The organism is Spirosoma flavus (assembly GCF_054778555.1).
Genome location: NZ_BAAGZL010000003.1, coordinates 694,361 through 717,341, shown reverse-complemented (window position 1 = coordinate 717,341; position 22,981 = coordinate 694,361). Strand labels below are relative to the sequence as shown.

At 50.8% G+C, this 22,981-nt stretch carries 19 protein-coding genes; 11 read left to right on the top strand and 8 right to left on the bottom strand.

Annotated features, from left to right (window positions below):
• The first annotated feature begins 161 nt into the window (after positions 1 to 161).
• Positions 162 to 1,172, top strand: coding sequence for an SDR family oxidoreductase (locus ACYVF1_RS19410; protein WP_461081868.1), 1,011 nt, complete (start codon positions 162 to 164; stop codon positions 1,170 to 1,172).
• A gap of 72 nt (positions 1,173 to 1,244) precedes the next feature.
• Here ACYVF1_RS19410 and ACYVF1_RS19405 read toward each other — a convergent pair whose 3' ends face one another.
• Positions 1,245 to 1,532, bottom strand: coding sequence for a hypothetical protein (locus ACYVF1_RS19405; protein ID WP_461081866.1), 288 nt, complete (start codon positions 1,530 to 1,532; stop codon positions 1,245 to 1,247).
• Positions 1,533 to 1,655: 123 nt separating this feature from the next.
• Here ACYVF1_RS19405 and ACYVF1_RS19400 point away from each other — a divergent pair, with 123 nt between their 5' ends.
• Positions 1,656 to 2,597 (top strand): helix-turn-helix domain-containing protein, encoded by a 942-nt coding sequence (locus tag ACYVF1_RS19400; protein ID WP_461081864.1) that lies wholly within the window; start codon positions 1,656 to 1,658, stop codon positions 2,595 to 2,597.
• Positions 2,598 to 2,692: 95 nt separating this feature from the next.
• Positions 2,693 to 3,439, top strand: coding sequence for an SDR family NAD(P)-dependent oxidoreductase (locus ACYVF1_RS19395; protein ID WP_461081862.1), 747 nt, complete (start codon positions 2,693 to 2,695; stop codon positions 3,437 to 3,439).
• 104 nt (positions 3,440 to 3,543) lie between these two features.
• Here ACYVF1_RS19395 and ACYVF1_RS19390 read toward each other — a convergent pair whose 3' ends face one another.
• Positions 3,544 to 4,107 (bottom strand): dihydrofolate reductase family protein, encoded by a 564-nt coding sequence (locus ACYVF1_RS19390; RefSeq protein ID WP_461081860.1) that lies wholly within the window; start codon positions 4,105 to 4,107, stop codon positions 3,544 to 3,546.
• A gap of 146 nt (positions 4,108 to 4,253) precedes the next feature.
• Here ACYVF1_RS19390 and ACYVF1_RS19385 point away from each other — a divergent pair, with 146 nt between their 5' ends.
• Positions 4,254 to 4,682, top strand: a complete 429-nt coding sequence (locus ACYVF1_RS19385; protein WP_461081858.1) for an EVE domain-containing protein — start codon at positions 4,254 to 4,256, stop codon at positions 4,680 to 4,682.
• Between the two features lie 13 nt (positions 4,683 to 4,695).
• Here the strand turns inward: ACYVF1_RS19385 and ACYVF1_RS19380 are convergent, their stop codons facing one another.
• The 4 genes from ACYVF1_RS19380 to ACYVF1_RS19365 form a co-directional block, all read right to left on the bottom strand.
• On the bottom strand, positions 4,696 to 7,230 hold the full coding sequence (locus ACYVF1_RS19380) for a heavy metal translocating P-type ATPase (RefSeq protein WP_461081856.1): 2,535 nt from the start codon (positions 7,228 to 7,230) through the stop codon (positions 4,696 to 4,698).
• 125 nt (positions 7,231 to 7,355) lie between these two features.
• On the bottom strand, positions 7,356 to 8,606 hold the full coding sequence (locus tag ACYVF1_RS19375) for an efflux RND transporter periplasmic adaptor subunit (protein ID WP_461081854.1): 1,251 nt from the start codon (positions 8,604 to 8,606) through the stop codon (positions 7,356 to 7,358).
• 60 nt (positions 8,607 to 8,666) lie between these two features.
• Positions 8,667 to 13,175, bottom strand: a complete 4,509-nt coding sequence (locus ACYVF1_RS19370) for a CusA/CzcA family heavy metal efflux RND transporter (protein WP_461081852.1) — start codon at positions 13,173 to 13,175, stop codon at positions 8,667 to 8,669.
• Positions 13,176 to 13,278: 103 nt separating this feature from the next.
• Positions 13,279 to 13,611 (bottom strand): DUF6660 family protein, encoded by a 333-nt coding sequence (locus ACYVF1_RS19365; RefSeq protein ID WP_461081850.1) that lies wholly within the window; start codon positions 13,609 to 13,611, stop codon positions 13,279 to 13,281.
• Between the two features lie 169 nt (positions 13,612 to 13,780).
• Here ACYVF1_RS19365 and ACYVF1_RS19360 point away from each other — a divergent pair, with 169 nt between their 5' ends.
• The 3 genes from ACYVF1_RS19360 (at position 13,781) to ACYVF1_RS19350 (ending at position 14,928) form a co-directional block, all read left to right on the top strand.
• Entirely contained in the window at positions 13,781 to 13,966 is a 186-nt protein-coding gene (locus ACYVF1_RS19360; protein ID WP_461081848.1) for a hypothetical protein, read from the top strand.
• Between the two features lie 291 nt (positions 13,967 to 14,257).
• Entirely contained in the window at positions 14,258 to 14,710 is a 453-nt protein-coding gene (locus ACYVF1_RS19355) for a PAS domain-containing protein (RefSeq protein WP_461081846.1), read from the top strand.
• Positions 14,707 to 14,928: a cysteine-rich CWC family protein gene (locus tag ACYVF1_RS19350; RefSeq protein WP_461081844.1), complete on the top strand. Its 222-nt coding sequence runs from the start codon at positions 14,707 to 14,709 to the stop codon at positions 14,926 to 14,928. Before ACYVF1_RS19355 ends, ACYVF1_RS19350 begins: the two co-directional genes overlap by 4 nt.
• A gap of 159 nt (positions 14,929 to 15,087) precedes the next feature.
• On the opposite strand, the gene thrA is transcribed toward ACYVF1_RS19350, so the two are convergent.
• Positions 15,088 to 17,544, bottom strand: coding sequence for a bifunctional aspartate kinase/homoserine dehydrogenase I (gene thrA, locus ACYVF1_RS19345; protein WP_461081842.1), 2,457 nt, complete (start codon positions 17,542 to 17,544; stop codon positions 15,088 to 15,090).
• A gap of 246 nt (positions 17,545 to 17,790) precedes the next feature.
• Here thrA and ACYVF1_RS19340 point away from each other — a divergent pair, with 246 nt between their 5' ends.
• Positions 17,791 to 18,504 (top strand): ferritin-like domain-containing protein, encoded by a 714-nt coding sequence (locus ACYVF1_RS19340; protein ID WP_461081840.1) that lies wholly within the window; start codon positions 17,791 to 17,793, stop codon positions 18,502 to 18,504.
• A gap of 18 nt (positions 18,505 to 18,522) precedes the next feature.
• Complete coding sequence (locus ACYVF1_RS19335; protein WP_461081838.1) at positions 18,523 to 19,263, top strand: ferritin-like domain-containing protein; 741 nt, start codon at positions 18,523 to 18,525, stop codon at positions 19,261 to 19,263.
• A 105-nt stretch (positions 19,264 to 19,368) separates the two neighbouring features.
• Here ACYVF1_RS19335 and ACYVF1_RS19330 read toward each other — a convergent pair whose 3' ends face one another.
• On the bottom strand, positions 19,369 to 20,940 hold the full coding sequence (locus tag ACYVF1_RS19330; RefSeq protein ID WP_461081835.1) for an FG-GAP repeat domain-containing protein: 1,572 nt from the start codon (positions 20,938 to 20,940) through the stop codon (positions 19,369 to 19,371).
• A gap of 186 nt (positions 20,941 to 21,126) precedes the next feature.
• Between ACYVF1_RS19330 and ACYVF1_RS19325 the strand changes: the two genes are divergently transcribed.
• Together ACYVF1_RS19325 and ACYVF1_RS19320 are read left to right on the top strand one after the other, a co-directional pair.
• Positions 21,127 to 21,480: a ribosomal maturation YjgA family protein gene (locus ACYVF1_RS19325; protein WP_461081833.1), complete on the top strand. Its 354-nt coding sequence runs from the start codon at positions 21,127 to 21,129 to the stop codon at positions 21,478 to 21,480.
• A gap of 48 nt (positions 21,481 to 21,528) precedes the next feature.
• Positions 21,529 to 22,908, top strand: a complete 1,380-nt coding sequence (locus tag ACYVF1_RS19320; RefSeq protein WP_461081831.1) for a neutral/alkaline non-lysosomal ceramidase N-terminal domain-containing protein — start codon at positions 21,529 to 21,531, stop codon at positions 22,906 to 22,908.
• Positions 22,909 to 22,981: the final 73 nt, after the last annotated feature.

The window sequence follows — 22,981 nt, the reverse complement described above, 5'->3', positions numbered from 1 at the left end:
ATTTTCAGATACCCTCTTTTGTTAAAAGCACCTTTATCCTACTAAATATTGCCCGAATATAGAAAAGTATAACCTTGATGTTCTACTAGTAGTTAGCGTCTATAGTCTACAGAAATACTGTAGAATTTAACGGTTAACCATACTCAACGTTAATAAGCAAAATGATAAACGACGATCAACTGAGCCGACGCCAGGTTATTGGCGGGATTGGCAGCGGTTTAGCCGCTTCTATGATGGCAACCACGGGGTTTGCCGCTTCGAGCCCGGAAAATACGACGTCTGCACCCGCAGCACCACTTGTCGATCCGACGACAAAATACCCTAAACCACCCTTCAATACGCCCATGCAACCGTTCCCCGGGTTGGCGAGCAAAATGAACCCACGACCCGACCACGGTGAAACCAGCTATAAGGGATCGGGCCGTTTGCAGGGACGGAAGGCGCTGATTACCGGTGGCGATTCGGGAATGGGCCGGGCGGCAGCTATTGCCTACGCCCGCGAAGGAGCCGACGTAGCGATTAATTATTTACCAGCCGAAGAGCCTGATGCTAAAGAAGTTATTGACCTGATTAAGAAAGAAGGCCGAAAAGCGATTGCTATTCCCGGCGATCTTCGGGACGAAGCTTTCTGCAAGCGGTTGGTTGATGAAGCCGTGAAAGGGCTGGGTGGTCTGGATATTTTGGTCAATAACGCAGGGCGGCAGCAGCAACGCGAATCCATTCTGGATTTGACTTCGGAAGATTTCGACGCAACGATGAAAACGAACATCTATGCGCCGTTCTGGATAATCAAAGCTGCTCTGCCACATATGCAACCCGGCTCAGTCATCATTGGTACTACGTCGGAACAGGCCTACGATCCTTCGCCTAATCTCTACGATTACGCGCAGACGAAAGCCGCAACGATGAACTACGTAAAATCTCTGGCTAAACAGCTCGGCCCCAAAGGCATTCGGGTAAACGGTGTAGCGCCGGGTCCCATCTGGACACCTCTACAGCCGAGCGGTGGCGCTACGGCGGAAAAACTCAAAACGTTTGGTGGCGATACTGCACTAGGTCGCCCAGGACAGCCCGTCGAATTGGCATCTATTTACGTACAGCTAGCCGCCAGCGATGGCAGTTTCGCGACGGGTCAGGTATATGGCTCATCCGGTGGTAAAGGCCAGCCCTGATCAAACTAAAGTCATCATGCTTAAAAAGCCGCTGTCAGTTTACGATGACACGGCTTTTTAAGCATGATGACTTTAGGGATAACAATAACTAAACTGAACAATAACCGGCTCGTCATCAGGCATATAGCCATACAAAGGCGGGTCGGTAATTTCCTCGATCTCAAGCTGTGAAGCCGAACCAGCTGCATTATTAACTGCTTCAAACGCGTAGCTTTTCGCTACCTGATGAATCAGGGCTAATCGGGAAAAAAGTGCACTCGTTGTTTCCTGACTTTCAATAAGTTGATTCAGTCGGCGATTGAATTCACTGGCGGGTATATCAATAGTCTGCCACTGCCGATTTTTCTGCTGCTCTGCCATGCCTCTCTAACTCCTATTAGCGGATGTTGTTGTCCAGACATCTGTTTTGACACTAAACGTATAACAACCTTGTTGTTTCGACAAAGCCGAACGGGCTTTCAATGATCGAAACAAAATATAGTTATGCACGGTAGCTTGCTGAACGATTGTCGGCTTCTGGGTTTAGATGATACAGATTCTGCCTTTCCTATAGTATTACCAAAAGACACGGCTCAGGAAATCAGGCAGTTTGATCTGTATAATACAGATGGTATTCGGAAAATTGTTGGCGTGAAGCCGTTAACCGCCTACCCCTGTCGGGTAAACTACAAGATAAGCCTGATGCAATCACGTAGCCGGGCTGAGTATGCCGATAAAGTCATTGATATTGAGCCAAACGCGCTTATTTTTTCCAGCCCGAAAATACCCTATCACTGGTTACCGCAGGATGTCAATCAGGCTGGGACGTTTTGCGCCTTTACGGCCGAGTTTCTACAGCCCCTTAAAAGCGGAGTCGTGCTGGATGACTTGCCGATCTTCAGGGCAGGCGGCTATCCGGTTTTTCAACTATCTGACAATGAGGTAGTCCGAGTCCAGTCCATATTTAAAAATATGCAGGAAGAACTGGCTTCCGACTATGTGTACAAGTACGATTTGCTACGTACCTACGTATTGGAACTGATTCATTTCGGTCAGAAACTGCAACCGGCCCCGGCCCTGCAACCGGCACACGGAGCATCGGCGCGGGTATCGTCGTTATTCGTTGAATTGCTGGAACGACAGTTTCCCATCGAGAAACCAGATCAGCAGTTGAATTTACGTACGGCAAAAGAATATGCCGACCAATTGGCCGTACACGTTAACCACCTCAATAAAGTACTGAAAGAAACCACCGGCCGCACCACCACTGAACTGATCGGCAATCGGATTGTGCAGGAAGCTAAAGTGTTACTCGGGCAACCCAACTGGACGCTGGCCGAAATTGCGGATAGTCTGGGCTTCACCGACGTAGCCCATTTTTCCAAATCCTTCAAACAGCAAACGGCGTTGGCACCCGGCGCATTCCGAAATCGGGCGTTGGTTTGATTGCTACAAAAAACGGATTGACTTCTACAACAGCCAAACTGGTTGATTAACTGACCTTTGCACCGTCTTTATACAGTTAATTAACACAGACGGAAATGGCTAAAATAGCTTTAGTGACCGGCGGAAGCCGGGGAATTGGTAAGAATATAGCACTGAGTCTTGCCCAAAAAGGAATTGATGTTGTAGTAACGTATCACAGCCAGCAACAGGAAGCTGAGGCCACTGTCGCCGAAATTGAAGCCATGGGGCAGAAAGCCGCAGCGCTTCAACTGAACACGGCCGAACTCACCAGCTTCGAGGCTTTTTCGGAGAACGTAACAAAAACGCTGTCGCAAACCTTTGGCACAGACCGTTTCGATTTTCTGATAAATAACGCCGGTACGAGCCTCAACGCGCCAATTGCGGAAATCACCGAAGCGCAGTTTGACGAGATGCTGAACATTCACCTGAAAGGGGTTTATTTCCTGACGCAGAAGGTGTTGCCATTCCTAAACGATGGTGGACGTATTATCAATATTTCGTCGGCGGTAACGCGAACTTCGTATGTGGGCGTTTCGGCTTATGGCATGATGAAAGGGGCGATAGAAGTTTTTACCCGTTATCTGGCACTTGAACTGGGGTCGCGGGGCATTGCGGCTAACGTAGTAGCGCCGGGTGCTGTTTTTGGGGGAGGAACCATGCCTGATACGCCCGAAATGCGCGCTTTTGTAGCTCAGAATACGGCGCTGGGTCGCGTTGCATTACCTGATGATATCGGCGGTGTCGTCGCGTTTTTGTGTACCGACGAAGCAAAATGGGTAAACGGACAACGTATCGAACTGACTGGCGGAATGAATTTATAAGTCGGCCTTAATCAGAATTCGAAGTAGTCGTTTTTTGTCATCCTTCCTACAACAGGATGACAAAAAACGCAACATGTTAATCTAAGAAAATCACCGTCTCTTTCTCAAATCGACTGGTAATGCAGCAACGTAATGCCACAGTCAAACGCCTTCGCTTCGACCAGCTTCAGGTTCAGTTTGTTATAGCTGTCTCCAAAAATTGATAATCCTTTTCCAAGCGCTACGGGGTTGACAAAGAGGTAATAATCATCAATCAGATTGTTTTTGATGAGCGACGAAACGAATTCGGCCCCACCATACGCAATGATATCGCCCCCGTCCTGACTCTTCAGCGCATTGACTTCTTCGACCAGACTGCCGTTGCTCACCGTTGCATTCGTACCCTCGATGTTTTCCAGCGTCTTCGAGAAAACGATTTTGGGCGTATTGACCATCTTTTCAGCGCCGGGATCGGCTGTTGTCGTGTCTTCAAGCCGCGATTGCCAGGTCGGAATAAATCCTTGAGCTAATTTTCTGCCTAACAGAATGGTATCGACAGGTTCGGTAATACTGCCGACGTAGCGCATTACGTCTTCGCCCCAATTGAACGTCAGCCAATCCATTTCGCCATTCGGCCCTCCAATAAATCCGTCCAATGAAATCTGTACCTGCAATTTTAGTTTTCTCATGATGTTCACGCTTGTTGGTTTAGAACGTAGCACTTGTTGATTCCGACGGAAATCTACAGCACGTTACGCATAAAATTAGACTCTCTCCCGAAAACAAATGTTATATTAATACCACAGCAGGACAAACAACTGTGGCTGAGCGACGAATGAGTAACTCACAACAATACTGGATTGTCGTGGCCTCAAAAGATCACGTAATGCGCGGTGTTACGGGCGGATTTATGCAGGCCAACCACGGTAAAGAAGCTCCTCTAAAACGTCTGAAGCCCGGCGATTGGGTGATTTTCTATTCGCCAAAACGAGAGTTGGAAGGTGATGAAAAACTACAGGCGTTCACCGCAATCGGTCAGGTTAACGATGCTCAAATTTACCAGCATACCATGAGCGATACGTTCGTGCCTTTTCGCCGGAACGTATCGTTTTATGATTGCCAGGAAATGCCCATTCAGCCGTTAATCGATGACCTTGCATTCATACAAAACAAGAAAGCCTGGGGCTATACGTTCCGCTTTGGCTTTTTTGAAATTGGCAAGGAAGATTTTGAGTTGATCCGTGGACGGATGACAAAAGATTAGTCAGATGAACGTATCAATTCGTTGATTTTCCGCGAAACGCCAGCAAACGTAATGCGTTGAAAACGACCACCAACGTAGAGCCTTCGTGAGCGATTACAGCCGGTCCGATACGGGCTATGCCGAAAATGGTCAGTGGGATCAAAATCAGCACCATACCGAGGCTGATAAACAAATTCTGGCGGATGATACGTCGGGCGGCACGGCTGAGACCAATGGCAAACGGTAGCTTTTCCAATTTATCGCCCATCAGCGCAATGTCGGCGGTTTCCAGTGCTACGTCGGAACCGGCGGCTCCCATCGCGATACCGACCGTACTTTTCGCCATCGCTGGCGCATCGTTCACGCCATCGCCCACCATCGCTACTTTGCCTTCCTGCTGCCGTAACTTTTGCACCGACTGCACTTTGGCTTCGGGTAGTAAATCACCAAATGCGTCGGTCAGACCCACTTGTTTGGCAATCCCGTCGGCCACGCGCTGGTTATCGCCGGTGAGCATAATCATCCGCCGGATACCCAATCCTCTTAGCGCTTCAAGCGTTGATTCTGCTTCGGGACGTGGCGTATCCATGACGCCTAAAATGCCCAGGAATGTATCACTCTGGCGCACAATCATGGCTGTGTGGCCGCTCGCTTCCAGTTCGTCGGCTTGGCTACGTACCGCATCAGTAAGCGTTTTCTGTTCCTCAAACAAGGCTTTGTTACCGATGAAAACAGGCTTTTCGTTCACCTCCGCCTGTACCCCCCGGCCTGTCAACGCTTTTAAATTCTTGGCATCGGGAACAGTCTTTTTCTCAAGCTTTTCGGTTGCTCCCTGAACGATGGCGTTTGCCAGCGGATGGTCGCTTAGTTTTTCAACGGCAACGGCTACGCTGAGAAGTTGCTCTTCCGTTCCGTCGAGAACTACGATCTGATTAAGCTTTGGTTTTCCCTGCGTTAACGTACCGGTTTTGTCAAAAGCAACAGCAGTCAGTTCCCCCAAATCCTCCAATGGCCGCCCACCCTTGACCAGAACACCGTCGCGGGCGGCTCGAGCCACACCACTCAGCACCGCCGATGGGGTAGAAATGGCCAGCGCACAGGGGCTGGCGGCTACCAGAACAGCCATCGCCCGATAAAAACTAGCCGAAAACGGTTCGTCGATCACCAGAAAAGCGAAACACAACGTAACAACCAGAATCAGTACGGCGGGTACAAACCACTTCTCAAAACGGTCGGTAAATTGTTGGGTCGGTGATTGTTGCGACTCCGCTTCGTTGACCAGTTTGATCAGCCGGGCCAGTGTCGAATCGCTGGCGGCTTTTGTTACCCGAATTTCGAGAACGCTGGTGCTGTTGATGGTACCCGCAAATACCCGATTTTCGGCTTTTGCTGTAGCCGCGTCTGCATCTGAATCAGCCAGCGAAATTTTGTCAACAGGTACGCTTTCGCCTGTGATGGGAGCCTGATTGACAGGACCGCTGCCTTTCACCACAACGCCATCGGCGGCAATTTTACTGTTGGGTTTTACGATGATAACGTCGCCAATCTGCAAATCCGCTACGTCGATTTCCTCCGTTTGTCCATTTCGACGTACCGTGGCCGTTTTGGCGCTCAGATCAGCCAGGGCGGCAATGGATTTTCGGGCGCGGCCCATCGCGTAATGTTCGAGCGCGTGACCAATACTGAATAAGGCTAGCAGTAGTGCTCCTTCGGCCCATTCGCCCAGAAAACCCGCACCTGCCGCAGCGACCAGCATCAGAAAATCAATTTCAAACTGGCCGCGACGAATGGTTTCGATGGCTTCTTTAGCCGTAAAAAATCCGCCGAAAAAGTAAGCCAGTCCATAAAGTGCTAGGCTAACCCAGTTTGGTAACCCCGCTACGTAAGAAAGCCCGTACCCAATACCCAGACAAATGGCGCACAGAATGGCAAAAATAAGTTCGGTATTGGGGCCGAAAATGCCGCCATGTTCGTGGTCATGTCCACCGCCTGCCGAATGCGAATGCCCCGTGTGATCATGCTTTTCACCGTGCTCGTGCGTATGCCCTTCGTGATTGTGTTCATGGTCGTGGTGCTCGTGCGACGAATGTGGATGCGCTACGTTCCCTTCCGACGTTTGGGCGGACGTACCGTTTTCTTTCAGGTGTTTCAGCAACGTAGCGAGGCTGGTTTTCTGCTGGTCAAATTCCAGATGGACCGCGCCCGACGCCGAAACCGATGCTTCCAGCACACCCTGCCAATCACGAATCTGTTCCGTCACAATCCGCGCATGACGAGCGTGGCGGATGCCGTTCAGGTAACCAACGTAGTGTCCATATCGGTGCGTAATTTCGGCACCGGCCTGCCGCGCCAGCGTCTGCACCCGATTGAGGGAAATCACCTGTGGGTCGTAATGAATGCAAAGCTGAGACGTATGGTCCGACGTAGTACGTTCATTCTCATCCCGAATGTGCACTTTATCGATTCCCGCCCGCTCTTCTAGCAAGTCAATCAACCGCCGGACGCAATGATCCTTTTCATCCGGCAAATCGGGCAGCAATACGGGTAAATCTATCTGTAGTTTTTCCATTACGTTATAGGCTTCGATAGGCTCCGGCCGCTTCGGCGGTCCGATGTCGGAGTCGCGTTAGCGACTAAAAGAGTAGCTACAACCGACATCGGACCGCCGAAGCGGCCGGAGCCTGTCGGAGCCTTTTAATGTGCGTGCCCTTCTTCCTCACCGCCAGCGGCTTTGAGTTGTGATAAAATTTCGTATGCACCTTTCAAAACAACCTGCGCTTTTGTCCAATCGATACGTCCGGGCAAGGTCACTTGCGAATAGCCGCCTTCCGTAACACCTCGACGTACCGGAATCTGCTTGAACACGGTGCCGTGTTCTTCCGATTTTTCTGCTTCGTGCTTTTCACCTGCTTCGTGTTCATGCTCGTGATGCTCAGGCACTTCATCGGTTTTTATGAAAATATAATCTTTTCCTTCAGCCGATACAATGGCGTCTTCAGGAAGAGCCTTTACGCTGGTTGCTCCCACATCCAGACGCGCGTCCAGGAACGTATTGGGCGTGAGTCGAGCATCAACCTGATCGAGTTTGGCGACGACTTTCACCGAGCGGTCATTGTCGATGGCGCGGTTGATGAACGCGATACGTCCGCTACGTTCCTTACCCCCTTCATTGCTCAGCCGGATGCTGACGCGCTGGCTTTCGCGAATCAGAGGCAGGTCTTTTTCAAAAACTGTTAACTCGGCATAAAGTCCCTGATTGCTGGTGAGATGAACAATCACATCGCTCGGCTGAACGTATTGACCCGCATTCACTGCTACGTTGGTCACGACGCCCGATGCGGGTGCCACAACGACGTAGTTGGCCGTGAACGTACCATTCAGCGCAGATTGCGGAGACAAACCAACCAGTTTCAGGCGCTGAGTGAGGCCAGCCAGTCGGGCGCGGGTAGCATTACGTTCGGCAGAGGTTTGCTGGAATACTTTTAACGCACCGACGTTCTGTTCGCTCAGTTCTTTCTGGCGGGCATACTCAGCATCCAGATAGGCCAGACGACTGTGATTTTCAGCGTAGTCCTGCTGCCATTGCACCAGTTCCGGGTTTTCGATGGTGGCCAACACCTGCCCTTTTCGAACCGGCTGACCGGGCAGCAACGGCAATTTTCGAACGAAACCACCTTGCAACGCCGTAATGGCCATCTGGCTCTGCGCGGGCACCGCTAACCGACCGTGAACGGCCAACTGCTGACCCATGTTTCGGTTTTCGATCTTACCCAACTCAACGCCACCGATCCGTAGCTGGTCGTCGGTAAGCTCTACTACGTCGGATGGACCTTCTGCGTGTTCGTGCTCTGCGTGGCCTTTTTCAGCACCGCCGTCGCTTTCTGTCGATGGGTTGCAGGCCGTAGTTAGCCAAAACAGGCTGACTAAAAAAACAATTGATTTCATTGTCAAGTGAGTGATGAGCGATGAACGACAAGCGAGAAAGAACGCATCGTTCATCACTCGTTATGGTAAGCCCAGTAATTGTTCCAGGCGAATGACTGATTGGTTGTACTGACCTAAGACGTCGACGTAATTGGCGCGCGTCTGATACGTCTGAGTAAGTGCCTGCGAAAGCTGGAGATAGCCCAAATCGCCCGACCGAAACGCGATGTTTGCTTTTTCGGCTAGAAGTTGCGCCGTGGGCAGTCCCGTTTGCTCGTAATAGGTCAGGCTGCTTTGCAATTTGCGAATCTCCTGAATCAACGCGCTGAGGTCGCCCTGTAGATTTCGCTGCGTGAGATCCACAGTAGCCTGACTCAACTGTTCGCCAATCCGGGCTGCTTCGACGCGGGCCTTCTGCGGTCGGGTAAACAGGGGAATGGAAACACCGGCTGTTACGCCCTGAAACCGCTTGCCTCCTCCGTAATAAACTTCCTGCTGGCCAACGAGATACGTACCAATCAGCGACTGGTTGAAGTATCCCAGCGAGAAAGCTGGTAGCAAGCGTGCCTGCTCCACTGCCGTTTGCCGGACCGCTACGTCGGTTTGCTGACGTAGTAATGCCAGTTCGGGGGTTTGGGCCAACGTAGCGGAATCGGTCAGGGCTGGCAGATTTCGACGCACTAACGTAGTATCAGCCAGTCGAATCGGTTGATTTGTATTCAGCAACGTTTGCAGCCGGCTGATCACAATGGCCTGATCGGCTTCGGTTTGCGCCTGCAAATTCCGGACTTCGCCCAACTGATTGGCCGCTGTAGCGACTTCAACGGCAGTGCCTTCGCCCGTCTTTAGCCGAAGATCTGTCGCATTTTTAAACGCGACCAACAAGCTATCCTGAGAACGTAACAACCGACGCCGTTCGGCCAGGTAAATCAAGTCGTAATAAGCCGCTTTAACCTGAGCGCGAAGGTTATTCTGGGTAACCTTCGCCTGTATTTCACTGCCTGCTACGTTCGCATCGGCCAGCCGACCCAACTGCTTGACAAGCTTTGGGTTAGGTAGGTTCTGTGACAGGGTGAAGTTGTTGTCGAAGTTGACGCTGTTGTATTGACCACCCATCCACGAAAAATTTGTTGCGCCAATGTCGCGGGCGGCACGTCGGCCGGTTTGTTGCTGGGCGATGGCGAGGTTATTGATACGTATTGCTACGTTGCTGGTTGTAGCCTGCTGCAAAGCCGCATCCAGCGATAAGGTTTTGGCCAGCTGGGGCCCCTGCGCCATTGCCTGCGAACCCGCCAGGCCACCCAGTAGCAACAACCAAAACGTTAGATTACTGGCAACCGGAGCAGCCGTTTGGGTTAGGTTTCGATCTCGCCGGTCGGCTTGTTTTTCCCACCACCAATACAGGCACGGTAGCACCAGCAAAGTCAGCAACGTAGCAGACAGCAGTCCACCAATTACCACCGTCGCTAGTGGACGCTGCACTTCGGCACCTGCCGTTTGCGCCAATGCCATCGGTAAAAAGCCCAGCGACGCTACCAAGGCGGTCATCAGAACAGGGCGTAAGCGAGTAGCTGTTCCCTCAAGGATGCGGTCACGTAGCGAAAGGTTTGTGCTGGCTTTCAGATGGTTAAACTCGCCGATGAGTACGATGCCATTCAATACCGATACGCCAAACAGAGCGATAAAGCCAACGCCCGCCGAGATGCTAAACGGCATCCCCCGCAGCCAGAGTGCCAGCACCCCGCCGATGGCCGAGAGCGGAATGGCCGTGAAAATCAGCAGGGTTTGGCGGATGGAGTTGAACGTAAAAAATAACAGTAAAAAAATCAGGCCCAGCGCCACAGGAACGGCAATACTGAGCCGGCCTTTGGCTTCTTCCAGATTCTGAAACTGCCCGCCATACGTAACGTAGTACCCCGATGGTAATTTGAGCTGGCTGTCGAGTTTTTCCCGGAGTTCGTTTACGACGCTTTCTACATCGCGCCCACGGACGTTGAAGGCCACAATGATACGTCGTTTGGCGTCTTCGCGCTGAATCTGGTTGACGCTGTTCTGGAACGTAACGTCGGCCAGTTGACTTAGCGGAATTGCTTGGCCCTCAACCGTTGTTATAAGCAGATTCTGAACGTCTTCCAGCCGCTGGCGACTTTGTTCCTGGAGACGTATCACCAGGCCGTAGCGACGTTCTCCCTCGTATACCAATCCCGCCGACGTACCGGCAAAAGCGGCCTGAAGGTAACGGTTAGCCTCTTCAATGGACAGACCGAAATGGGCCAGCGCGTCGCGGTTGAACCGAACTACAATCTGCGGTAGTCCCGATACTTTCTCGACGTACAAATCCTGCGCACCGGCCACGGTAGCCGCGATACGTCCGATTCGGTTAGCGTACTCACCCAGCAGATTTAAATCTTCGCCGAACAGCTTGATCGCTACGTCCTGCTTCACACCAGAAATTAATTCACTGAAACGCATCTGAATTGGTTGTTGAAATCCGAAACTAACGCCGGGTATCTGGTTTAACTTGGCCTGCATTTTATCCGCAAGTTCTTCGCGATCAGTAGCGGACGTCCACTCGGAACGATCTTTCAGAATCACCATCATATCAGAAGCTTCGAGTGGCATGGGGTCGGTCGGGATTTCGCTCGCACCGGTTTTGCCAACGACTTCAACGACTTCCGGAAAATTATCCTTAAGCATACGACCCGCCCGAAGCGATGCGTCGACCGATTGAGAGAGTGACGAACCCGTCATCACGCGCGTTTCAACGGCAAAATCACCTTCATCCAGTTGCGGAATGAATTCGCCCCCCAACTGCGAGAATACGAAAACAGACCCGACAAACAAGACAACCGACGTAGCCACGACAACTCGTTTGTGAGCCAGCGCCCAACGAATAGACGGGTCGTAGATGTGGTGGAAAAACGCCATGATACGTTCCGATACGTTTCGCGTGCCTTCACGACGAGGTTTCTTGCTCAGAAACAGCGCCGACGCCATTGGTACGTAGGTGATCGACAAAATAAAAGCTCCCAAAATGGCAAAGGCTACCGTTTGCGCCATCGGCCGAAACATCTTGCCTTCGATACCCACCAGCGCCAGGAGCGGTAGATACACGATCAGAATAATGATTTCGCCAAACGCAGCCGACGAGCGAATACGACTGGCCGATTCGTAGACTTCGTTGTCCATTTCGGACTGGGTTAAAGCGGGCTTTAAAGCGCGAAAGGGCGAAAGAGCGAAAGAGTGTGTTTTCAGATCGAAGTCTGCCTCACCATCTTTCGCACTTTCACTCTTTCGCGCTTTCGCTCTTTGATCTAGGTGGTGCAGTGTCGCTTCTACAATAATCACCGCTCCGTCGACAATCAAGCCAAAGTCGATGGCGCCGAGGCTCATCAGGTTGCCCGACACACCAAATAAATTCATCATCGCTACGGCAAACAGCATCGATAACGGAATCACCGTTGCCACAACCAGCCCCGCCCGCCAGTTGCCCAGCAGCAGGACAAGCACGAAAATGACAATCAGTGCTCCTTCAATCAGGTTTCGTTCGACGGTGCCAATGGCGCGGTTAACGAGGTCGGTTCGGTCCAGAAAGGCATGGATTTCAACGCCTTCGGGCAGCGATTTTCTGATCTGCTCCATTCGTGCCTTTACGTTGGCAATCACCTCCGACGAATTGGCCCCCTTGAGCATCATCACAATAGCGCCAACTACTTCGCCATCCGCTTTTTGTGACGCTCCGGCCCGCGACATGGCTCCGTAGCGAGCGGCATGACCAAGCTGCACCTGCGCTACGTCGCGGACGAGCACGGGAATGCCGTTTTTTGTTCGGTGAACTACAATTTTTTTGATGTCGGAAAGCGTGCTGATAAGCCCTTCCGAACGAATGAAATAAGCATTTGGTCGCCGGTCGATGTAGGAACCGCCAGTGTTTTGATTGTTGGCTTCGAGCGCTGCGTAGAGTTCATCCATCGTTACACCCGACGCCCGGAGCCGCTGCGGGTCAACGGCGACTTCATACTGTTTCAGAAAACCACCAAAACTACTGACGTCGGCCACACCTTTGGTGCCCAGCAATTGCCGCCGGACAATCCAGTCCTGAATGGAACGCAGCTCCATCGGCGAATACTGTTTTTCGTAGCCAGGTTTCGCCTGGATAACGTATTGGTAGATTTCGCCAAGCCCCGTTGTGACGGGTGCCAGTTCGGGCGTGCCAGCGTTGGCGGGTATCTGCGAACGGGCCTGCTGAAGCCGTTCAAACACCTGTTGCCGCGCGAAATACACATTAACATCGTCATCGAAAACAATTGTTACGACGGATAGACCGAAGCGCGAAATGGAACGTACCTCGACTAAGTCAGCCAAGGTAGCCATGGTTTGTTCGATGGGAAAACTAATAAGCCGCTCTACGTCGGAAGCTGACAATGAGGGGCTCTGGGTAATAATCTGTACCTGATTGTTGGTGATGTCGGGCAGAGCGTCGATGGGTAGGCGGGTGAGCGAATAACCGCCCCACACCAGCAGCGCCAGCGTAAACAACCCAATCAGCAATTTATTCTGAATGGAAAACCGGATGATGCGATCGAGCATAATCGAACCTGAACAAGTGAGTGATGAATAGATGCCGTGTACACGCGAAAAGCATACGTTTTGATGAAACGCAGTGATTGTCACCTGTAAACACGGAAATGGTTCAGGCCCGAAGCTTGGGCGGCTGCCAGATACCGGACGTTACGTCGGCATGGGTAGGGGAGAGGTACAAAAAAGCCTGCCGCACGGGCATCGATTCGGGCAGTTCTACAGGAATGTAGTACCGAAACGGTTGTGGCGTTGAAAAGCCCAGGCACGTAGCACAGTGGCAGAAAGGGCTGCAAGGCGCTTTGTGGTCATGGTCGTGGTCGTCGGCAGGGCGCGACGAAGACGTAGTGGCCGCTCGGTTTTCGTGTATGTGGCATTCCGCATCCGGACAGGGTAACCCTGACAGGAGCAAGAGCCAGACCGAAAAAACATAGACGACCAAACGCATGCTTCAAATGTAGAGATTGGACGAATGCAACAGGTAGTCAAAAAGCGAATAACTTACTGGACGGTGTGATTTTCAGAGAATTATCCAGAATTAAACTGGTAAAGGGTAAAATAAAGTCTTTAATTTTGACTGCGTAAATCACTCCTCCTTAATAAGAATCGATCAGTACATGAAAATCATCCTTATCGCCTGCCTGCTGAGCGTAGTCGCTACGTTCGGCTACGCCCAGCCCCCGATCTTTCGGCTGAGTGCAAAAAACAGCTGCGGAAACTGGCCTGCCTGGCCGGTAACTGGAAAGGCGAAGCTACCCGTAAGCCCGGCAAACCGCGCTACATCATCCTACTCAACCCATTAAAAAAGACGTGGGATGAATCCGGCGAATTTGGTCGGGATGGAAATCAGCAGTTTTAAATTATCGAATTGACTTTAGCGAAACAGGGTTGAGCTTTCGACATGGGCTCAGTAGCAACTACATTAAAAAAAATGTGTAATACGCTGCCCAAAACGCTCGCAGATTAGTTATTGAATCTGTATAGATTGATGACTAAGCCTTCAGCTAACCAGGCAGGAGGAATGTAGCTTTACAATTATGAATTTTTGTGGCCCATATGACAAACAACTCGCTAAACAGAAACCACTTTCTGTTGTGACTCCATTGCTGGCGGGTTGGGAGTTCTGGCAGAAACCAGGTTTATCTGCAGATAAAGCAGAACTGATGACGCTGGCAAAAACCCAGGATTGGAGCCTATCAAAATCGGTACGTGATGAACTGGAAAAAGATATCTGGGCCATCGTTATCACTGATAGCGACCAGAACATCCAATACGTTAACACCCGATTCGAGGAAATGACGGGCTACCTGAGGCAGGAAATCATTGGTCATCGGCCAACTGTATTGCAGGGGGCGCTGACTAGTTTAAAGTCGCGTTTACGGATTCGGCAGGCGGTGACGCAGCAAAAATCGGTGCGGGAGCGACTACTCAATTATCGTAAAGATCAATCGGTTTACTGGTGTCACGTTGTAATCAAACCCGTTTTTAACCGCCAGAAAGAGCTCGTTAGTTATATTGCTTTTGAACAGGAGATGCCCGTGAAATGAACTTAAAGCCTGAACATGAACCTACGAATTGCCCTCGCTGCGGTGGTTCGTTCGCTTGTCGGGCCGATACGATCGGCCTATGCCAGTGCCAGGTCGTTCGGCTGACAGAAGACCAGCGTCAGTACGTAAGCTCGTTATTTCAGGGTTGTTTATGTGCCAACTGCCTTCGGGCGCTTGGATCAGAATACGATTGCCGGGTTTATAAGCAAAACGCATAATCCAGAATCCCCAAACAGCTCATATCAGAGTATCGTAATATCGCTCAAATGGATGATTAGAACGTAGTACTGACGGCGGGATTTTAACCGGCGTCAGTACTACGTTTATGTACCTATTATTCAGGAGAAGTCATTCCGAATCCGACACTGACTTTTACACTACGCCAGATAACTTCCGATGCTCACTACGTCGGCGAAAACGCCTGAGGCTGTTACCTCGGCACCAGCACCAGGACCTTTTACCACCAATGGTCGCTCCTTGTACCGCTCAGTCGTAAACGACACGATATTGTCGGCACCAGTTAACTGGTAGAACGGATGATCAGCGCCCACCGTTTTCAGGCCAATGGATGCTTTGTTGTTCTCAAAACTGGCCACGAATCGTAGTTTTTCGCCATTGGCTTCGGCATCGGTGAGCAGCTTTTCGAAGTAGACGTTGTTACGTTCCAGTTCGTCGAAAAACGCTGGTACGGTGGGGGCAGCCAAACAGGTTTCGGGCAAAAGATTGGTGATCGTTATGTCTTCGGGTTCCAGGGCGAAACCAGCTTCGCGGGCCAGAATCAGAATCTTGCGCGCTACGTCCTGACCACTCAGGTCATCGCGCGGATCGGGTTCGGTGTAGCCTTTTTCTTTAGCTTCCCGCACTACGTCGGCAAAGGAGCTGCCGGGACGGAACGTATTGAAAATGAACGACAACGTACCAGACAGAATCGCTTCAATCTTTAGAAAACGATCACCCGAGGTCAACAGGCCCTGCACCGTGTTGATGATGGGCAAACCCGCTCCTACGTTGGTTTCGTAGAGAAATTTAACCCCCCGGTTGAGAGCGGTACGTTGCAGACGCCGGTATTCGCTGTAGGGACCGGAATTGGCTACCTTGTTTGGCGTAACGACCGAAATATTTCCGTCGAGCAGCGACTCGTAGAATTGAACAATGTCTTTGTCGGACGTACAATCGATAAATACCGAGTTGGGTAGGTTATAGTCTTTGATTTTATCCACAAACGCCGGCAGCGACGTAGTAACGCCTTCGGTCAGCAGCCGTTCACGCCAGTCGTCGAGCGAAATGCCTTTTGGGTCGAGCAGCATTTTTTTGGTGTTGGTCATGCCCACCACACACACTTTAAGCAGTTTTTCTTCCCGCAAAAACTCCGATTGGTCAAAAATCTGTTTTAGTAACGTCTTGCCAATCAGTCCTGTACCGACCAGATAGAGGTTCAGGACACGGGCTTCTGACTGAAAAAAGATGTTATGTAGCGCGTTGAGGGCTTTCGACAGGTTGTTCTTGTTGATAACCACCGAAATGTTGATTTCCGACGAACCCTGCGCCACCGCCACAATATTTACCCCGTTTTTACCCAGCACCGAAAACAGTTTCCCGGCAATACCAGAGCTTTTTTTCATGCCTTCTCCCACGGTCGCAATCACCGACAGGTCGCGCTCGATGGTGATGTTATCGATATGGCCGTGTGTGATTTCAGTGGCAAATTCTGCATCCAGAATTGCCTTTACGTGTTCGGCCCCGCGTGGGTCAATAGCGAAACAGATGGAGTGTTCCGAAGAAGCCTGTGAAATCAGGATAACGCTGATTTTATGAGCCGCCAGTACGCCAAATAACTTGGCCGAAACGCCCGCTACGCCAATCATACCCGATCCCTGTACGTTCACCAGCGCAATGTCGTCGATGCTCGAAATTCCGGTAATCGTGTACTGCCTCCGTTCGGCAGTTCGGCTCACGGTCGTGCCCTTGTGCGACGCATTGAACGTATTAAGTACACGGATCGGGATGTTACGGGCAAAGGCCGGTTGCAGGCTGGGCGGATATATCACTTTAGCCCCGAAGTGGCTGAGTTCCATTGCTTCGGCATACGTAATGGTCGGAATGTTGAAGGCGTTTGGTACTTTGCGCGGGTCGGCCGTCATCATGCCGTCAACATCGGTCCAGATGTCGATGACCGTAGCGTTCAGCGCAGCGCCAATGACAGATGCCGTATAGTCGGATCCACCGCGGCCCAACGTAGTGGTTTCGTTTTTCTCCGTCGAACCAATAAATCCGGTAATTAATTGTAAGTCAGAGTTTTTGCTGAAATATTCCTGAATTAACTGATTGGTCAGTGTATAATTTACTTCAGCATGACCAAACTGGGCATCGGTTTTGATGAGTTGACGGGCATCGCAGAATTGCGCTGGTATGCCCCGACTTTTGATGCACTCGGTAATGACCATCGTAGAAAGTCGTTCGCCGAAGCTGGTAATCAGATCGTGTGTGCGGGGCGATAATTCGCGAATCAGCGATACGCCACGTAGCAGATCTTCCAGTTCATTGATAGTACCTCGAATGTTGGCGAAAACCTTACTCTGTTCTTTAACCGGAATCAGGGCTTTCACTACGTTAAAATGCCGGTCTTCAATCCGTCGAACTAGCTCCATATAATCGGTTTCGCCCGATGTGGCCATCCGCCCGATTTCAATAAGCTGATTCGTGACCCCGCCCATAGCTGAGAATACGACGGCTATCTGATCGTTATTCTGGCGGTGATTGTCAATGATTTGAATAACCTGCTTTATGCTTTCTACGGACCCAACCGAGGTGCCGCCGAACTTAAGAACCTGCATTTCTAGGAAGTAAATTATATCCGTTTCGTCTGATGCTCTAGCAAACAGACTGCCAATCATTCGCGCAAGTTAATCAGGAAGCCCCGGATGACGACAATTTCGGGGACGTAAAGTGAGGGAGAGCATTTTTTTGGCGTTTTCTCAGAAAATCTACAAAGCGATAAATCCAACGCCTGATCGTGTTCGTAGATACACCGAGCTGTTGGGCAAACCAACGGCGCTTTTCGACACAACTCCGTTTTACTCATGGAAAAGAAACAGCATTCATCAGGCTTGACGATGCTGCCGGGTCAACTTGAGCCGGTTATGGTGGGCCGCCGATTATTTCTGCGTTATGCAGGCGCACTTACAGCAGGGGGAGCTATTCTGTCTGCCTGTGGAAATGAAGAAAACCCAACCACGGTTTCTGCAACCGTTGATCTGGGCACGGGCGATACGGGCATTCTGAATTATGCTTATGCACTGGAGCAACTGGAAGCCGCTTTTTATACACAGGTCATTGCCACGCCATACACAGGTATGACGGACGCCGAAAAAACGTTGCTGACCGACATTCGCGATCATGAAATTGTTCACCGCGAATTTTTCAAAGCTGCTCTGGGTGCATCAGCAATTGCTGGTCTGACCCCTAATTTTACAGCCGTCAACTTCAGCGACCGGGGTAGCGTGTTAGCAACTGCCAAGGCTTTTGAAGATTTGGGTGTCTCGGCCTATAATGGGGCTGGTCCGCTTATTAAGGACGTTAATTACCTGGCCTTAGCCGGTAAAATTGTTTCGGTTGAAGCCCGGCACGCAGCAGCAATTCGCGATCTGCTCAACCCAAAATCAGCCGATTTTGCGGGCGACGACGTAGTTGCTCCCACTACAGGCCTTGATGTGGCCGCTACTCCAGCCAATGTGCTGCCAACCGCGCAAAAATTTGTAACAACGCCCATCAGTGGAGCTAACCTCCCTAAGTAAACCAACCTGAACAACGTCATGAATTTATTCAAATTAATTGCCGATATTGAGAAAGCCGATCCTGAAGTAGGCGAGCGCTTTAGTTTTTACTCGCGCCGGAGCCTGCTCAAGTTTGGGTCAAATCTGGCCGCTGCGGGTATTCCGACCTTTATGGCCGCTACGTTGAACAAAGCGATGGCTCAGTCTACGACTCCATCGCAGGCCGCTATCGACGTAGCAAACTTTGCCCTCACCCTCGAATACTTAGAGGACGATTTCTACAAAGCGGGTCTGGCCGCTGCTAATTTGGTTCCAGCATCCGACCGTACGGTTATAAGCCAGATCAGCAAACATGAAACGGCCCACGTAGCACTCCTCAAAACAGCGTTAGGAGCAGCTGCCGGAGCCAAACCAACCTTTAAATTTCCGACCGGTACGTTCACAACTTACGCAACGTTTCTGGCAACCGCCCGTGCGCTGGAAGATACGGGCGTTCAGGCATATAAAGGGCAGGCTGGTAATCTAATCAATGACAAAGCGATTCTATTGACCGCCCTGCAAATTCACTCAGTCGAAGCCCGGCACGCATCGGAAATTCGGCGGATTCTAGGATTAAAAGGCTGGGTTTCCGATACAACACAAACGACTTTCACGCAGGGTGGCGTCAATTTGAAAACGCTTCCGAACGTATCAGCTATATCGGATGATAATCTTCGCGGAGCCTTTGACGAACCGCTAACCAAAGCTCAGGTACTGGCCATTGCGGCTCCATTTTTGTAGCATTGGCAAAAGTCTTATTAGGGAGACCGGGAAACCGGTAAGGGTGACGAAGGCATCGGGGAGATTCCCCGGTGCCTTTTTGATTGTCATAATTGACCAATACCTCTACCGAGTCGTGTTTTCCAAAACAACGACGGATGGGCCGCTCGTCAGCCAGCGCTTGCCGAGCCCGGTCGTATCGCCCTGTGGGATAAAATACACGAACGATCCCAGCACCAGATCAATATCACCATCGGCATCCATGTCACCCGCATCCATGACGATCCATCGGCCGTTTGGTGCTCCTGAAAATGAGTAATCGTCAAATTTCAGTTTTCCTTTATTCTCCAGATAGACAAAGCTTTCTTCGGGGTAGCGCTGGTAGTCTGGGAAGAATGAAATAGCGGCAATATCCAGGTCGCCGTCCAGGTCGTAATCACGTACCATCGCCTTATACGCGCCGTTCAATTGGTAGAAATACGACTGCTTAAAATTAGATTTTCCGTCATTCAGAAAGATATAAATACCGTGATACGTCTTCAGAATGGGTGTTTTGTCGGCGTTGTCTCCGCAGACATACACGATATCCTCGAAACCATCCTTGTTAAAATCGGCCAGTTCGATGTATTGAGAACCATTGAGCGGCAGGAAGCTCAGTAGCCGCTTTTCCTTAAACGTACCTCCGCCCTGATTTTCATACAGAAAAACACCCTCATCGCCCTGCGCCATGAGCACATATATATCCAGTAACCCATCACGATTGGCGTCTTTCAGAATGGCCGAAATAGCACCGGGCTTCTGGCGCAGAATTCGTTTCGTGTAGCCCCCTTTTCCGTTGTTTTCGTACCAGGCCAACTTGCCAGTCTGGTTGCCAAACTCACAGGCCACTACGTCCTCCAGACCGTCTTTATTCAGATCGCCGTACGCCATCGAAACGGGACGCTGCAAATCTGAAATGGCTGTATACTCTTTGTAACCTGGCCCTGCTACGTTCTTTTCCCAACGTAGTAGGGTACCACCTGGCGCATCGGTCGGGAAAACGCCCTTGCCAGCCGTTGTCAGATACGTTTCGTTTCCTTTTTCGTAAAAATGAGTTGGGGTTGCGGTCAATGGCAGGCTGTAATTTTCGCGGAGGTCGGGGGTTAAAAACGTTAAAACGTTACGTCGGCTTTTTCCATCGCTAAAAACAATGCCCCGCTTGTCAGGCAGGATTTTGACCATCGTGGTCAGTGCAGGGCGATGCGCAAAGGGAGATTCTTTATACGTGAAATGCTTTAAACCCATTCGGATCTTGTGTTGGCGAAGCGGAGGAAGTATGGTGTCGGGGGCGTTCTCCAGAAAATACTGTTCCAGTTTACGCCAGTCTTCTCTGGCCAGAATGGGCCTTTCCGGAAATATATTTGCCTCCCGAACAACCGAACCACTTTGGCCTTCATCAAATAAACTATCAGGTCTGAATCCGCTGCTGTAGATGCCCATGCGATGGCCCATCGCCGGAAGTACATCGCGCCAGTTTGATTTTGCCAGTAGCTCGGGCTTCACAAACGCATGACAACGGCTACAGTGGGTGAAGGCCAGTTGTTTGCCAGAAAGCCCCGAAACCGGTACGTCGACAAAGTCGGTTTTGTTATCTTGCTTCTTAGCCGTACATGAGCCAAGTAAGAAAAGTAGAATACAAAACGGGATAAGTTGTCTCATAAAAAACCGAATTCGAGCTACCTTTACCAAGTACAATTTCAGACGCCTTACTGGCTATTGGTATACGTCAGCCCGACGAAAAGTACTACTGAAAGCCCGAATTGTGGGAATTTTACCAGCAACTACCTTGAGATGCCCAAAGTAGCAGTAGTCAGAAATCGAGTTGTTTACGGATGTTTAACAATCGTGGTTCTCTTGATTGGTTTGGCTTCCAGACGATTCCTGGGCGATATTTCCTTTATTCGGTTGTACGTGGGTGATACGTTGTGGGCGTTGATGATTTTCTTTGGGTTTGCTACTATTTTCCGTCGTTGGTCAACCCGAACGGTTGCGATTGCCACGCTGGGGTTCTCGTTTGGTATTGAGATTAGTCAGTTATACCATGCGGCCTGGATCGACAGTCTGCGGGCTACCCGTTTGGGCGGATTAATTCTGGGTTTTGGCTTTCTTTGGAGCGATCTGATTTGTTACAGCGTTGGCGTCGGCATTAGTGCCATGGTTGATATGTATCTTGGTTCGGTACGTTACCGAGTTCGTTAAGGTGAAGTAAAATAATATATCAACAAAAAATGACAGTTACTTTTACGAATGGCTACTAAGCAAAAGGGAATAAAGTGGTTTTTAAACGTAGTGCTCAAAGTCCTCCTCGGGCTGGTTATTTTTATACTGATTTTTCTGGCGGTTAGTCTGGCCCCTGTCGATGATACGCCGTATCAGCAGATGCCGTACTACGTTCAGACCAAAGAGCGACTCGCGCAACTCCCGTCTGCACCGATTGCCAAAACGGCTATTCAGGCAGGTTGGGCGAAGGCAAACATCACACCGCCTTACACGACGCCTACTGGTGGCTACGGCGTTCGTCGCGGCAAGCATTGGCACGTAGTGAGCGATTCGATTTTTGCGCGAGCTATTGTTTTGAATAACGGTAATTCACCAGTGGCGGTGGTTGGTTTAGATTTGCTCATTACACCCCCAACCGTTGTTGAAGCCCTGAAAAAGCGGTTGCCGGAAGTAGGATTGCGCTGGGAGAACGTGTACATTGGAGCTATTCATTCGCACAATAGCGTAGGGGGCTGGGCACCCGGATTGGTGGGGACTTTGATTGCGGGTAAATACGATGAAAAAATCGTTACGCGCATCACCGATGGTGTGCTGGATGCTATCCGGAAAGCGCAGGCCAACGTAGCGCCCGTGCAGATCGGCTACGGTCAGACCGACGCTACTGATCACATCTACAATCGCATTGGTAAATCGGGGCCAACGCGCCCGCTCGATGGCCAAGTCCGGTTGCTTAAGTTGCAGAAAGCCAACGGCGAATCGGCCCTGTTGTGCAGTTTTGCCGGTCATGCTACGTTGTTCGACGGGGGCAACGGCGATTACCTCAGCCGCGATTATCCTGGTTCGCTGGTTGATCGGCTGGAGAAAAAGTCGACCAGTTTTGCGGTATTTCTGGCGGGCGCTGTAGGAAGTACAGGACCCGAATCGCGGGGCGTAACTGACTTTCAGGAAATTCGGAATTACGCGGGCGATCTGGCGGCACGTATCGAACGAACGGTACCTGGCATTCAAACAAAATCAGATAGCACGCTGGCCATGTTTACCTTGCCGCTGGGCTTGCGCGAGCCGCACCCGCGTGTGATTGGTAACTGGCGCGTACGTCCGTGGCTGTTCTACGCCATCTATGGCGACTATCCTTCCGATCTGAAAGCGCTGCGTATCGGCAACAACGTATTACTGGGCACACCCTGCGATTATTCCGGCGAATTTGTCGCTGATTTTGCCCCGCTCGCCAAGCAGAAAAATGTTAATCTCTTCATTACCAGTTTCGACGGTGGCTATATCGGCTACGTAACACCCGATGCCTACTACGATCGCCAGACCTATGAAACCCGCGACATGAACTGGTTCGGTCCGTATAACGGGGCCTATTTTGAGGAAATGATGATGGGGCTGTTGAAAAAGATTTAATAGAATGAATCGTTTAATCGTAGCGACAAGACATACCTCCGCAACGGCGGACCGGTCTCTACAGGCGCAACCA